General features: G+C 61.9%; 11 protein-coding genes. 9 read left to right on the top strand and 2 right to left on the bottom strand.

Features of this window, described 5'->3' with window-relative positions:
* Nucleotides 1-184: 184 nt before the first annotated feature.
* The 9 genes from KGB20_RS12495 to KGB20_RS12455 all read left to right on the top strand — a co-directional run bounded on the left by KGB20_RS12495 (nt 185) and on the right by KGB20_RS12455 (nt 11,505).
* Nucleotides 185-1,888 carry an AMP-binding protein gene (locus tag KGB20_RS12495; RefSeq protein WP_154908494.1) on the top strand — a complete coding sequence of 568 codons (1,704 nt, stop codon included), beginning with the start codon at nt 185-187 and terminating at the stop codon, nt 1,886-1,888.
* Nucleotides 1,889-1,989: 101 nt separating this feature from the next.
* Nucleotides 1,990-3,498 (top strand): CoA-acylating methylmalonate-semialdehyde dehydrogenase, encoded by a 1,509-nt coding sequence (locus KGB20_RS12490; protein WP_150813951.1) that lies wholly within the window; start codon nt 1,990-1,992, stop codon nt 3,496-3,498.
* An 89-nt stretch (nt 3,499-3,587) separates the two neighbouring features.
* The gene (gene mmsB, locus KGB20_RS12485; RefSeq protein WP_090456035.1) at nt 3,588-4,478 is read left to right on the top strand and encodes a 3-hydroxyisobutyrate dehydrogenase; all 891 of its coding nucleotides are present in this window, start codon (nt 3,588-3,590) and stop codon (nt 4,476-4,478) included.
* Between the two features lie 2 nt (nt 4,479-4,480).
* Complete coding sequence (locus KGB20_RS12480) at nt 4,481-5,569, top strand: enoyl-CoA hydratase/isomerase family protein (protein ID WP_154861919.1); 1,089 nt, start codon at nt 4,481-4,483, stop codon at nt 5,567-5,569.
* Between the two features lie 18 nt (nt 5,570-5,587).
* Nucleotides 5,588-6,739: an acyl-CoA dehydrogenase family protein gene (locus KGB20_RS12475; RefSeq protein WP_159390159.1), complete on the top strand. Its 1,152-nt coding sequence runs from the start codon at nt 5,588-5,590 to the stop codon at nt 6,737-6,739.
* Nucleotides 6,740-6,805: 66 nt separating this feature from the next.
* Nucleotides 6,806-8,434 (top strand): methyl-accepting chemotaxis protein, encoded by a 1,629-nt coding sequence (locus tag KGB20_RS12470; RefSeq protein ID WP_159390160.1) that lies wholly within the window; start codon nt 6,806-6,808, stop codon nt 8,432-8,434.
* Nucleotides 8,431-9,111, top strand: a complete 681-nt coding sequence (locus KGB20_RS12465) for a TetR/AcrR family transcriptional regulator (RefSeq protein ID WP_159390161.1) — start codon at nt 8,431-8,433, stop codon at nt 9,109-9,111. The genes KGB20_RS12470 and KGB20_RS12465 overlap by 4 nt, the downstream gene beginning before the upstream one ends.
* 178 nt (nt 9,112-9,289) lie before the next feature.
* Nucleotides 9,290-10,474: a serine hydrolase domain-containing protein gene (locus tag KGB20_RS12460; RefSeq protein WP_159390162.1), complete on the top strand. Its 1,185-nt coding sequence runs from the start codon at nt 9,290-9,292 to the stop codon at nt 10,472-10,474.
* 107 nt (nt 10,475-10,581) lie between these two features.
* Nucleotides 10,582-11,505, top strand: coding sequence for a transporter (locus tag KGB20_RS12455; protein WP_154908504.1), 924 nt, complete (start codon nt 10,582-10,584; stop codon nt 11,503-11,505).
* A gap of 67 nt (nt 11,506-11,572) precedes the next feature.
* On the opposite strand, the gene KGB20_RS12450 is transcribed toward KGB20_RS12455, so the two are convergent.
* Nucleotides 11,573-12,601 carry an AraC family transcriptional regulator gene (locus KGB20_RS12450; RefSeq protein WP_150813943.1) on the bottom strand — a complete coding sequence of 343 codons (1,029 nt, stop codon included), beginning with the start codon at nt 12,599-12,601 and terminating at the stop codon, nt 11,573-11,575.
* A 54-nt stretch (nt 12,602-12,655) separates the two neighbouring features.
* Nucleotides 12,656-13,612 carry a LysR family transcriptional regulator gene (locus tag KGB20_RS12445; protein WP_154861925.1) on the bottom strand — a complete coding sequence of 319 codons (957 nt, stop codon included), beginning with the start codon at nt 13,610-13,612 and terminating at the stop codon, nt 12,656-12,658.
* Between the last annotated feature and the right edge of the window lie 30 nt (nt 13,613-13,642).

Below are 13,642 nucleotides of genomic sequence, written 5' to 3'. Positions count from 1 at the left end.
GCACAACGCACGAGACTTTTTGAGCATTCTTATTTGATTTATGCCTGCCTATACTCGATTCAACCGCTTGGTCATGAACCAGGTCAGTCCCAATAAAAATAAACAGGGCACCCACCGTGAAGCCATTCTTGCTTGCCGTCGTCTCCCCACGTTCAGGTACCCGCGCGCGTCTCGGGAGACTCCAATGAACAACAACTGCCAACCTTTCCTCGCCGCCCGAGACTTCCTGCTGGAACACCGCACCGATTACGCCACAGCTGTGCGTGATTTCCGCTGGCCACAGTTGACCGAGTTCAACTGGGCTCTGGATTACTTTGACGCCATGGCCGAGGGCAACCAGGCCAATGCCCTGTGGATCGTCGAAGAGGACGGCAGCGAACAACGCTACAGCTTCCAGCAGCTGGCCGCGCGCTCCAACCAGGTGGCCAATCACCTGCGTGCCCTGGGCGTGCGCCGCGGAGAGCGCATCCTGCTGATGCTCGGTAACGACATCGCCCTGTGGGAAACCATGCTGGCTGCCTTCAAGCTCGGCGCCGTGGTCATCCCCGCCACCGCCCTGCTGACCCCTGAAGACTTGCGTGATCGCATCGAGCGTGGCCATGTGCGTCATCTGGTGGTCGGCGCCGCTCATGTCGAAAAGTTCGACGGCCTGGGTGAAGGCTGCAGCCGCATCTGTGTTGGCCCGGCCCCCGCAGGCTGGACCCCGCACAGCGCTGCCAGCGAATATTCCGAACAGTTCGAAGTCGAGGGCCAAACGCTCGCCACCGACCCGATGCTGCTGTACTTCACCTCCGGCACCACCTCCAAGCCGAAGATGGTGCTGCACAGTCACCAGAGTTACCCGGTCGGCCACCTATCGACCATGTACTGGATCGGCCTGCAGCCGGGCGACCTGCACCTGAACATTTCGTCCCCGGGCTGGGCCAAGCACGCCTGGAGTTGCCTCTTCGCACCATGGAATGCCGGTGCCTGCATCTTTATCCACAACACCGCACGCTTCAGCGCGCAAGCCCTGCTCGGCGTGCTGGAACGCTACGGCGTCACCAGCCTGTGCGCGCCGCCTACCGTGTGGCGCATGCTGATCCAGGAAGACCTGGCCAGCTACAAGACACGCCTGCGCCTGCGTGAACTGGTGGGCGCCGGTGAGCCGCTCAACCCGGAGATCATCGAGCAGATCCAGCACGCCTGGGGCCTGTTGCTGCGCGACGGTTTCGGCCAGTCGGAAACCACCGCCCTGGTCGGCAACACGCCTGGCCAGCGGCTCAAGCCGGGGTCCATGGGCCGTCCGCTGCCGGGCTACCGGGTGACCATGCTCGACCCTGATGGCGTGCCGGGTAACGAAGGCGAAGTGGCCCTGCCGCTGGATGTGCGCCCGCTCGGCCTGATGCTGTGCTACGAGGACAGCCCGGAAAAGACCGCCGAAGTGATGCGCGACGGCTACTACCGCACCGGCGACACCGCGCAGATCGACGAAGAGGGCTACATCACCTTCGTCGGCCGCGCCGACGACGTGTTCAAGGCTTCCGACTACCGCATCAGCCCCTTCGAGCTGGAAAGCGCGCTGATCGAGCACCCGGCGGTGATGGAAGTGGCCGTGGTGCCAAGCCCCGACCCGGTGCGCCTGGCAGTGCCCAAGGCCTATCTGATCCTGGCCCATGAAGCCCAGGGCAGCCACGAACTGGCCGGCAGCATCTTCGCGTTCGCCCGCGAGCACCTGGCGCCCTACAAGCGGGTACGGCGCATCGAATTTGTCAGCGAGCTGCCCAAGACCATCTCCGGGAAGATCCGCCGGGTGGAACTGCGGCAAATGGAAACGCAGCGCCGTCAGGGCGACGCACGTGGCCCGCAGGAATACTTCGAAGAAGACTTCCCGCAACTCAAGGGCTGAACCCAGGCCGGTACGCCGGCCCTTCTGAATCCAAATCCGACCGCTCGGCCATCCAGGCCGAGTGGCTTAACTCGACCCAAAGAAAGTAGGCAGAACTGAAAATGACCTCTTCCAGCATTCCAAGCGTCAAGCTTCTCATCAACGGCGAATTCGTCGAATCGCGCAGCACTCAGTGGCGCGACGTAGTCAACCCGGCCACCCAGGAAGTCCTGGCCCGCGTCCCCTTCGCCACCGCCGAGGAAATGAACGCCGCCGTCGCCAGCGCCAAGCAAGCCTTCAAGACTTGGCGCAAGACCCCGATCGGTACCCGTTCCCGTGTCTTCCTCAAGTACCAGCAACTGATCCGCGAGAACATCAAGGAACTGGCCGCCCTGCTGACCGCCGAGCAAGGCAAGACCCTGCCGGATGCCGAAGGTGACGTGTTCCGCGGCCTGGAAGTGGTCGAGCACGCCGCCAGCATCGGCAACCTGCAGATGGGCGAGTTGGCCAACAACGTGGCCAACGGCGTCGACACCTACACCCTGCTGCAACCGCTGGGCGTGTGCGCCGGCATCACCCCGTTCAACTTCCCGGCGATGATCCCGCTATGGATGTTCCCGATGGCCATTGCCACCGGCAACACCTTCGTCCTCAAGCCGTCCGAGCAAGACCCGCTGGTGACCATGCGCCTGGTGGAACTGGCGCTGGAAGCCGGTGTACCCAAGGGTGTACTCAACGTCATCCACGGCGGCGTCGACGCGGTGAACCTGATCTGCGACCACCCGGATATCAAGGCCGTGTCCTTCGTCGGCTCGACCAAGGTCGGCACCCACGTCTACAACCGCGCCACCCAGAACGGCAAGCGCGCGCAATGCATGATGGGCGCGAAAAACCATGCCATCGTCCTGCCCGATGCCAACCGGCAGCAGACCCTGAACAACCTGCTGGGCGCCTCCTTCGGCGCCGCCGGCCAGCGCTGCATGGCTCTGCCCGTGGTGATCCTGGTCGGTGAAGCGCAGGCTTGGCTACCGGACCTGATTGAGCGAACCAAGACCCTCAAGATCAATGGCGGCACCGAGCCAGGCACCGACATCGGCCCGGTGATTTCCTGCGCCGCCCTGGACCGCGTCAACGGCCTGATCGCCAGCGGCATCGAAGAAGGTGCAAAGCTTGAACTGGATGGGCGCAACCCGAGCGTGCCGGGCTACCAGGACGGTAACTTCGTCGGCCCGACCATTTTCTCCGGCGTCACGGCGCAAATGTCCGTGTACCGCGAAGAGATCTTCGGCCCGGTACTGTGCGTCATGCACGCCGCCAACCTGGATGAGGCAATCGAGATCATCAACGCCAACCCGAACGGCAACGGCACTGCCCTGTTCACCCGTTCCGGCGCTGCCGCGCGTCACTTCCAGGAAGAGATCGACGTCGGCCAGGTCGGCATCAACGTGCCAATCCCGGTACCGGTCCCGCTGTTCTCCTTCTCCGGTTCGCGCGCCTCCAAGCTGGGCGACCTGGGCCCCTACGGCAAGCAAGTGGTGACCTTCTACACCCAGACCAAGACGATCACCCAGCGCTGGTTCGACGAGGACGACACCAGCGGCGCGGTGAACACCACCATCACCCTGAAATGACCTTTGCCGGCCGGCGCCTTGCGTCGGCCGACGACAAGCGCGCGCAGGATTTCCTGCGCCACTGCCCCCTATCGTAAAAGGTAGCCAACATGCATATCGGATTTCTCGGCCTCGGCAACATGGGCGGCCCAATGGCCCGTAACCTGCTCAAGGCTGGCCACAGCCTGACCGTCTTTGATCCCTTCCCCCAGGCGGTCGCCGCCTTGGTAGAGGCCGGTGCCAGCGCCGCCGACTCGCCCGCCGCCGTGGCCAAGGCCAGGGTCGAGGTGATCATCACCATGCTGCCGACCGCCGAACACGTGAAGCAGGTCTATCGCGGCAAGGACGGCCTGCTGGCCAATATCGGCCCAGGCGTGTTGCTTATCGACAGTTCGACCATCGACCCGCTGAGCACCCGCGAAGTGGCCAAATATGCCCTTGCCCAAGGCAACCCGATGCTCGACGCGCCGGTATCCGGCGGCACCGGCGGCGCGGCGGCAGGCACCCTGACCTTTATGGTCGGTGGCCCGGACAGTGTGTTCGACCAGGCCCTGCCGATCCTATCGGCCATGGGCAAGAACATCGTGCACTGCGGCGCAGCCGGCAACGGCCAAGTGGCCAAGATCGCCAACAACATGCTGCTCGGCATCTCCATGGTCGGCGTCGCCGAAGCCATGGCCCTGGGTGTGGCCCTGGGTATGGAAGCCAAGGTGCTGGCCGGGATCATCAATACCTCCAGCGGTCGCTGCTGGAGCTCGGAGGTCAACAATCCGTTCCCGGGTGTACTGGAAAACGCGCCGGCCTCACGCGGCTACAGCGGCGGCTTTGGCAGCGACCTGATGCTCAAGGATCTGGGCCTGGCCACCGAAGCGGCCAGGCACGCGCGTCAACCGGTTGCGCTCGGTGCTGTAGCCCAGCAGCTGTACCAGACCTTCAGCCTGCAAGGTAATGGCGGCCTGGACTTCTCCGCCATCATCCAACTGTTCCGCGGAGAAGCCTGAGCATGAGCGAGCAGCAAGCCCCGGTGCTGGCCAGCGTACGCAACCGCGTCGGCCACCTGACACTGAATCGGCCAAGCGCGTTGAACACCCTGGACCTGCCCATGGTGCGCCTGCTATGCCGGCACCTGTGGGCTTGGGAACAAGACCCGCAGATCGTCGCCGTGACCATTCGCGGCGCCGGTGAAAAGGCCTTCTGCGCCGGCGGCGACATTCGCATGCTGTACGACAGCTACAAGGCCGGCGACAACCAGCACGAGCTGTTCCTCGAGGAAGAGTATGCCCTCGACGAATACCTGCATGGTTACACCAAGCCCGTGCTGGCGCTGCTCGATGGTTTCGTCCTCGGCGGCGGCATGGGCCTGGCCCAGGCCGCCTCGCTGCGGGTGATCACCGAGCGTACGCGGATGGGCATGCCGGAAGTCGGCATCGGCTTTTTCCCCGATGTCGGTGGCAGCTATTTCCTGCCGCGCCTGCCGGGGGAACTGGGAACCTATCTGGGCATCACCGGCTGCCAGGTGCGTGCCGCCGATGCCCTCTATGCGAACCTTGCCGACTACTACCTGCCCAGCGAACGGCTGGCCGAGCTGGATGCCTGTCTGGACCACCTGAACTGGACCGCTGCGCCCGACGAAGACTTGCAGGATCTGCTTGCCGACATGGCCACAGAGCGTCTTGCCGGGTCCGAGCTCAAGGCCTGTCGCCAGGCGATCGACGAGTACTTCGCCTTGCCCGATGTCCCGGCCATTCGTACCGCGCTGCAGCGTGAACAACGCCCCGAGCTGCAAGACTGGGCCGAACAGACGGTGAAACTGCTCGACAGCCGCTCGCCACTGGCGATGGCCACGACGCTTGAGTTGTTGCGCCGTGGTCGTTACCTGAGCCTGGCCGAGTGCTTCGCTCTGGAGTTGCACCTGGACTACCAGTGGTTCGACAAGGGCGACCTGATGGAGGGTGTGCGCGCCCTGATCATCGACAAGGACAAGCGCCCACGCTGGAACCCGCCAACCCTGGCAGAGCTGGAACCTGCCCGGGTGCAGGCCTTCTTCAACGAGTTTCAACGCGCCTGCGGCAAGCCCGTACGCACCGCCTGATCGGCAGGAGACTTTGCAATGCACGATATCGAATTGACCGAAGAACAACGCATGATCCGCGACATGGCGCGCGACTTCGCCCGCAGCGAAGTCGCGCCGCATGCCCAGGCCTGGGAGAAGGCCGGCTGGATCGATGACGCCGTGGTGGCGCAGATGGGCGAGTTGGGCCTGCTGGGTATGGTCGTGCCGGACACTTGGGGCGGCAGCTACACCGACTATGTGGCCTATGCCCTGGCCGTGGAGGAAATCTCGGCCGGCGACGGTGCCCTCGGCGCATTGATGAGCATCCACAATTCAGTGGGCTGCGGCCCTCTGCTGAAATATGGCAGCCCGCTCCAGCAAGACAGCTGGTTGCCGCTTCTGGCCAGTGGCCAGGCGATCGGTTGCTTCTGCTTGACCGAGCCACAGGCCGGCACCGAAGCACACAACCTGCGCACCCGCGCCGAGCTGCGCGACGGTCAGTGGGTACTCAACGGTGCCAAGCAGTTCGTCAGTAATGGCAGGCGCGCCAAGCTGGCCATTGTCTTCGCCGTCACCGATCCGGAGCTGGGCAAGAAGGGGCTGTCGGCCTTCCTGGTACCGACCGACAACCCCGGCTTCGTGGTCGACCGCAGCGAACACAAGATGGGCATCAAGGCCTCCGATACCTGCGCGGTGACTCTGAACAACTGCACCATCCCCGAGGCCAACCTGCTGGGTGAACGCGGCAAGGGGCTGGCCATTGCCCTGTCCAACCTGGAAGGCGGCCGCATCGGCATCGCCGCCCAGGCTTTGGGTATCGCCCGCGCCGCCTTCGAGGCTGCCCTGGGCTATGCCCGCGAACGCATCCAGTTCGGCAAGCCGATCATCGAGCACCAGAGCGTGTCCAACCTGCTCGCCGACATGCACACCCGACTCAACGCCACCCGCCTGCTGATCCTGCATGCGGCGCGCCTGAAAAGCGCCGGGCAACCGTGCCTGTCCGAAGCCTCCCAGGCCAAGCTGTTCGCCTCGGAAATGGCCGAGCGCGTGTGCTCCAGCGCCATGCAGATCCATGGCGGCTACGGTTACCTGGAAGACTACCCGGTAGAGCGCTACTACCGCGACGCGCGCATCACCCAGATCTACGAAGGCACCAGTGAAGTCCAGCGCCTGCTGATCGCCCGCGAACTGAGCCACTACGCGCTCTGACCTCCTCCAGCCGGACGCGACTGCCGCGTCCGGCTTTTCCCTGTCTTGCCCCTTGTGGAGCTGCCCATGCCCGGCTTGCGCAATATTTCCATTAGCCGCCGTCTGTGGCTGATTTTGCTGACATCCATCCTGATGCTGCTGATACTCGCCGGCCTGATGCTCAAGCAGAGCTATAACGACCTTTATACCGCCAAGGCGCTGAAAACCCGCCACGTGGTCGAGACCGCCAGCGGCATCCTGCGTCACTTCCAAAGCCTGGAAGGCCAGGGCCTCAGTCGTGAGCAGGCGCAGCAGCAGGCCATCGCGGTCATGCGCGACTTGCGCTACGACCGCGAGGATTACTTCTGGCTCGAAGACCTCGACACGCGAATGATCATGCACCCCAACGCCGGGCTCGAGGGCAAGCGCATGGCCGGTACACTCGATCCGGACGGCAAGGCGCTGTTCGACGAAATGGTCGCCACGGCCAAACGTGATGGCGCCGGCCTGGTGCACTACCGCTGGCCAAAACCGGGTTCCGACGCGCCGGTGGAAAAGGTTTCCTACGTCGAATTGTTCAAGCCCTGGGGCTGGATTGTCGGCTCGGGGATCTACATAGACGACGTGCAAGTCGAGTTCCGCCGCCAGCTGATTCAGGCCTGCGTCATATTGCTGACGATCACCCTGCTGCTCAGTGCGCTGATCCTGCTGATTGCCCGCAGTATCGCCTCGCCACTGGCGCGGGTGGTCGATGCGATGGAGAACATCGCCAGCGGCGAAGCCGACCTGACCCGCAATCTGGATAACCGCTGGCGCGATGAACTGACAGACTTGAGCGGCCATTTCAACGTGTTCACCAACAAGCTGCGCGGCGTGATCGGTCAGTCCATACAGTCCGCTGACAGCCTGGACCAGGCTTCGAAGTCGCTCGGCGAAATCGCCGCCGATAGCCACAACCACAGCCAGCAGCAATCGCAGCAGATGGAACTGGTGGCCGCCGCCATCCACGAGGTCTCCTACGCCGTGCAGGAAGTGGCGAAGAACGCCGAGCACGCTGCCAACGAAGTTCGCCAGGCCGAAGAACAGGCACGTCGAGGCCAGCACAACATCGACATCAGCCTGCTCCAGATCGACCAGTTGTCCGATACCATCGGCCAGGCCGTCGAGGTGATCCAGAGCCTGGCCCGGGAAAGCACCCAGATCGGCAGCGTGCTGGAAGTGATCCGCGCCATCGCCGAGCAGACCAATCTGCTCGCGCTGAACGCTGCCATCGAGGCGGCGCGCGCTGGCGAACAGGGTCGCGGCTTCGCCGTGGTAGCAGACGAAGTGCGCCTGCTGGCCCAGCGCACCCAGCAGTCCACCGCGCAAATCCAGGACATGATCGAGCGCCTGCACGGCAACTCGCAAGCTGCAGTAGATGTCATCAATGCCAGCAGCCAAGCCGCTCGACAAACCGTGGAACAGGCCCACCAAACGGCTGAAAGCCTGCACCAGGTACTCGGCGCACTACGCAATGTCACTGAACTGAACGCCTCGATCGCCAGCGCCACCCTGGAGCAGTCACACGTGGTCGAAGACATCAACCAGAACGTGACCCGCGCAGCCTCCCTGGCCCACGAAAGTGCCCAGGCAGCAGACCGGTCCAACGAGGCGAGCCAGGAACTGGGCCAACTTGCGGGTCAGCTCAATCGGCTATTGGGACAGTTTCGCGTATGAGGTCGATGAGTCACATGCAGCCCTCCAAAACCCTTTTTGCCGTGCCTGTCGACGAAGAACGCAACACGCGTTACCTGGAAACCCGGCACAAGGCTGTCGAGTTGTTCGCCAGACATGGTTTCAGCCGAGTCAGCATGCGCGACCTGGCCACTTGCCTGGGGATCACCGCCGGCTCCCTCTACAACCACATCGATAGCAAAGAGGAACTGCTGTTTGAACTGATCGAGGAGCTCTACGAAGCGTTGCTTGACGGCGCCAGCCTGGTGACCCGTCGCAAATCCGCCCCCACTGTACGACTGCACGGCCTGCTTGAGGCGCACCTGCGGCTCCACGAGCGTATGGCCGCGCATTTCCGCCTGGCTGAGTACGACCTCCATTGTTTGAGCTGCGAACAGCAAGCCTCGATTCTGACCCTGCGCCGACACTACGAGCAGCATCTGGTGGAGACCATAGACCAACTCACCGGTAAACCGGCTAGCGTCACCCGGCGCGCGACCGTTAGCGGCATCGTGTCCTTGCTCAATCAACTACCGGCCTGGGTTGGGCAGCCCAAGGCCGGCATTGGAGCACGCCGCAAGCTGCTGCATGAGATGGTGATGAGTACCCTGCAGGGTGCATTGCGGGCAACTGAGACGGCAGTCGTTCACGCATCGCCCTCCTCCCAGGCACTTAAATAAGTACCTGATTCCGACACCCTCTGCCGACAGCCGACAAACCCTCGGATTTTATTTTCTTACTCTCCACTGGCCCCGATGTTCATCGCTTCACATCGGGTCAATCAGTCCTGCCACTGCACACCCCACCATAAGCTCCAGCCCAGCGGGCTATGGGTCGGGTGTAAGGAGAATAAAAATAATGAATCCAGGTTTTACATCATCACTCAACCACTTGCTCGATGCTGCCACGGCTGGATCGCAGCGCGTCCCAGGCGTAGTCGCGGCATTAGTCGGGCGTGACGGTCTGGTCTATGAGGGTGCGTCAGGTCAACGGACGCAGGGTCAAGCCCCTGCCATGACGACCGACAGCGTTTTCGCCATGTTTTCCACGACCAAAGCGATAACCGCCACGGCGGTGCTGCAGTTGTTCGAAGAGGGCCGACTGGATCTCGATGCGCCTGCCAGGAACTATGTGCCGATGATCGGCGAACTGCAGGTGCTCGAAGGGTTTGATAGCGACGGAACGCCTCGCCTTCGCGCCCCCAGAAAACACATCACCACTCGAATGCTTCTGCTTCATACGGCAGGTCTGGGTTATGAGTTCTTCAACGAAAACTACAACCGACTAGCCCAGGCACAAGGACAACCCAGCATCATCAGCGGGTCGTTGGCGGCGCTTCAAACACCCTTGCTGTTTGAGCCGGGTGAACAGTGGGAATACGGCTCCAACATGGATTGGGCCGGCCTGGTGGTCGAGGCCATCACCGGCAAGCGTCTGGGTGAAGTCATGCAGCAGCGTATTTTCGAGCCGCTGGGCATGACCGATACCGCCTTTACCATGACCCCGTCGATGCTCCAGCGGCGAGCCAGCATGCACCAACGCGCAGAGGATGGATCGCTTTGCGCACTCGAGGATTTCATCCTGCCACAGGCTCCCGAAGTGCACATGGGAGGCCATGGCCTGTATTCGACCGTGAAGGATTACTGTCAGTTTATCCGTGCCTGGCTTAACGATGGACAGGGGGATCACGGACGGATTCTCAAACCGGAAACGATTCGTTTCGCGGAAAAAAATGGTCTCGAAAACCTGAAAGTAAAAGCCCTTCCCGGCGTTATCCCCAGTCTCACCAATACCGCAGAGTTCTTCCCGGGCATGCCCAAGTCGTGGGCGATGAGTTTCATGATCAACGATCAAGACGCCCCCACCGGTCGCCCTGCGGGTTCTTTGGCGTGGGCCGGATTGGCCAATCTTTTCTATTGGATCGACCGCAAGAACGGCATCGGCGGTTTTTGGGCCACCCAGATACTGCCGTTCGCCGATTCCGTTTCGGTCAATGCCTATCTGGATTTCGAAACGGCGGCCTACCGCTATCTGACCCGCTGACCCGGCACTGATTCGATGCAGATCGCATGAGAGCCCCCCGGGGCTCCAGGCGATGCTGCACGAAAAAATTCCTCTCCAAAAACCAACAAAAACAAAACAGGTGATTCATGGAGATCTCCACACGTACCCCTGCGCGCGTTCGGCCCCTGGTGCGCGCACTTGACACTTCAACGATCGGTGCCGGCCTCGTGCTGGCGATTCTGGCGGGCAACGCCCAGGCCATCGATGTGGACGCCGGCGAATACACCGCTGCGCTTCCAGCCGGCAGCAATATCGGTTTGCTTTACCTGCAGCATGCGCAGCGGCGGTCGCTTTACAGTGATGGTCACAAGGTTGCGATCAAAGCGGGGCTCGACTCGGATATCGGCATACTGCGCGCCGCGCATTACCAGCAGTTGGGCGACTACACGATCAATACACAGTTCCTGCTGCCCTTCGGTCGCCTGGAAGGAACACGCGATAACGACTCGCTGGGACAAACCAGTGGCATGGGCGATCTGATTCTGGCGTCCACTCTATGGCTCGTGAATGACCCGGCGAAAAATCGTTACTGGGGTATTGCACCCTACCTGTACGTGCCGACCGGAAACTATGACCGCAACGATGCACTCAACCTTGGCGAAAACCGTTGGAAGATGACATTGCAGACAGGCTATGTGACCGGTCTCACTGAAAAACTTTCCCTGGACCTCACCGCGGATGTGACCTTCTTTGGCAAAAATGACGATCTCACGAGTCAAGACCTGACGTTGCGCCAGAAGCCGCAGTGGCAAACCCAGACCTACCTGAGGTACGCCGTGACACCAAAGCTTTCGGTGCATGTGGGTGCGTCTCGACTCTGGGGTGGTGAGACGCGCATTGACGGTCAGGATCAGAACGATGAACCCGACACCAGCAAATACCGTGTCGGCTCGTCATACTGGATAACCCCCTCCTTCCAGGCCCTGCTCAACTACGGCCAGGACGTCTCGGTCGACAACGGTTTCAAGGAAAACCAGCGGGTTAACCTAAGGCTGTTGTGGGTGTTCTGACCCACAGTGAATGGCACCGAGAGCGGGATGGACACCGCTCTCGATGCCCTCGTACCGCCTCGAATCGCTAGCGCAGCCGGCGCTGCAAGGTCTGGGAGGGTAATTCACTGAAACGCTTGCGATAGATCCCCGCAAATTCACCCAGGTTCAGATAACCCCAGCGAAAGGCGATGGCCGAAACGGTGGTTCCCGATTGCGGGTCCGCCGCCAGCAGATCGCGGTGCGCCCCCTGCAATCGCTGCTCACGCAGGAACGCACCGGGCGTCATGCCGCGAAAACGCGCGAAGGCACCACTCAATGTCCGCACACTGGTCCCTACCGCACTGGCAATCTCACCCATCGTCGGCAGGCTCGCAGCATTGGCACTCATGAACTCTTCGGCAGCCCTGACATAACGGGGTGCAATCCGGTTCAGTGGACTATTCAAATCAAGCCCTGCCCGCCCGGCGCGGCCAGCCCATTCTTGCAGCATATGAACGCAAAGACTTTGCTCCAGGTGAGTACCCATTCGCCCTTCAGCCATGTGTGCGGGAGCTTCGGCAATACAACGAACCGTGTACTCCAGCAAACTCAGCCAGCTCGACCCGACTCCGCCGATGACGCACTTGTGTCTCCAGAACTGATCATCGGGCACGAACCCAAACCACTGCAGCGCCATCCGCTCCAATACGGCATGAGGAATGGTCAGATTCAGTTGCAGGTGATCAGGGTCGAGGTCGATCCGGTAATCGACACGACTGCAATCGGCAACGAATGATTCACCCATTGCCGTATCCTCGGTGACGGAACGCCGGGTCCAGTGCCGGGCATTGCCGCGAATAGTGGTGAGCAGTAGCGCATTCCCCGCTTCGGGCGAAAATTCATCGACGCTCACCGGCACGCCATAGGCAAAACGAGTCAGCGTCAACTCGCCAATCCTGGACGAATGCATGGTGGCGTGCGGCTTGATGGCCTGCCCTTTGGGTGCCACACGGTAGGGCATATACATGCGATCCGACCAGTCGCTGATTTCATCCCACTCGGTTGAAAAACTTTTGTGATGCTGGTGAATCGGCTTGCCGCTGGCATCGGTTAACAACGCATGTTCGAGAAGCATAGAGACACCTGATTTTTATTTTTTTAGGGTCCAATCGATGCCCAGACCTGCAACTCAGAGCAACGGCGGGTAGACCATCTGGTGTGACTCGCCCATCAGCAGCGGACGATTGAGCTCCGCGCAGGTGCGCAGGTAGTCGGCCACCAGGGTAATCCTCTTGAGGTTGCGCAGGTCCTCACAGTAGTACATCCAGAACTGTCGCGTGACCTCCACCTGATCCGGCAGCACCTCGCACAGGCGCGGGTCGGGACCGGCGAGGAAGCAAGGCAGGATCGCCAGCGCCCGCCCTTCCAGAGCCGCATGGTACTGGGCGACCACGCTGGTGCTGCGCAGGCGGCTGCGCGCGCCGAGCATCAGGTCGTTCAGGTAGAGCAGCTTGAAGCTGAAGGCCAGATCATCGACGTAGGTCACGAACGGGTGACCGGCCAGATCCTCGCGACAGCCAATCGGCGGATGACTGGCCAGGTACTCCGGCGTCGCATACACACGCAGGCGGTAATCGCACAGCCGCGAGCACACGTACGGACCGCGCTCGGGCCGTTCCAGGGTGATGGCGATGTCCGCCTCGCGCCGTGACAGGTTGACGAAGTGCGGGACCGGCAAAATATCCGCCGATATATTCGGGTAGTGCTCGAGGAAGTGGCTCATCTGCGCTGCGATGAAACAGGACCCGAAGGCTTCGGTACAGCCGATGCGCAGGTGCCCGGCAAGCCCTCCGGTGGTGCCGAAAACCTGTTCGCAGGCTACCAGCAGTGTACTTTCCAGGGTTTCGGCGTGACAGACCAGGCGCTGCCCCTCCACGGTCAGCACGAAGCCCGCGGTTCGCGATTTCTCGAACAACATGGCGCCCAGGCTCTGCTCCAGGGCGCGGATGCGTCGCGCTACCGTGGTGTAGTCCACCCCAAGGCGGCGAGCTGCACCGCTTGCGGTGCGAGCACGAGCGACCTCGAGAAAGAAGCGCATGTCGTCCCAGTTCAAGTGACCTTGCGTTGTACTTGTTTGCATATTCATCAGGCTTTCCTGCCGTACTTTGAGAGGGCC

The sequence above is a fragment of the Pseudomonas sp. BF-R-30 genome, assembly GCF_019956175.1.
Taxonomy (GTDB): domain Bacteria; phylum Pseudomonadota; class Gammaproteobacteria; order Pseudomonadales; family Pseudomonadaceae; genus Aquipseudomonas; species Aquipseudomonas jessenii.
Note: the sequence above shows the minus strand (reverse complement) of the source record. Positions and strands in the feature narration are given on the sequence as shown.

Bases quoted from the DNA above. Each gene is read 5' to 3' on its own strand.
- mmsB (WP_090456035.1), top strand. From the start codon at position 3,588: ATGCATATCGGATTTCTCGGCCTCGGCAACATGGGCGGCCCAATGGCC.
- KGB20_RS12480 (WP_154861919.1), top strand. From the start codon at position 4,481: ATGAGCGAGCAGCAAGCCCCGGTGCTGGCCAGCGTACGCAACCGCGTC.
- KGB20_RS12465 (WP_159390161.1), top strand. From the start codon at position 8,431: ATGAGGTCGATGAGTCACATGCAGCCCTCCAAAACCCTTTTTGCCGTG.
- KGB20_RS12470 (WP_159390160.1), top strand. From the start codon at position 6,806: ATGCCCGGCTTGCGCAATATTTCCATTAGCCGCCGTCTGTGGCTGATT.
- KGB20_RS12450 (WP_150813943.1), bottom strand. From the start codon at position 12,601: ATGCTTCTCGAACATGCGTTGTTAACCGATGCCAGCGGCAAGCCGATT.
- KGB20_RS12490 (WP_150813951.1), top strand. From the start codon at position 1,990: ATGACCTCTTCCAGCATTCCAAGCGTCAAGCTTCTCATCAACGGCGAA.
- KGB20_RS12495 (WP_154908494.1), top strand. From the start codon at position 185: ATGAACAACAACTGCCAACCTTTCCTCGCCGCCCGAGACTTCCTGCTG.
- KGB20_RS12455 (WP_154908504.1), top strand. From the start codon at position 10,582: ATGGAGATCTCCACACGTACCCCTGCGCGCGTTCGGCCCCTGGTGCGC.
- KGB20_RS12445 (WP_154861925.1), bottom strand. From the start codon at position 13,612: ATGAATATGCAAACAAGTACAACGCAAGGTCACTTGAACTGGGACGAC.
- KGB20_RS12475 (WP_159390159.1), top strand. From the start codon at position 5,588: ATGCACGATATCGAATTGACCGAAGAACAACGCATGATCCGCGACATG.
- KGB20_RS12460 (WP_159390162.1), top strand. From the start codon at position 9,290: ATGAATCCAGGTTTTACATCATCACTCAACCACTTGCTCGATGCTGCC.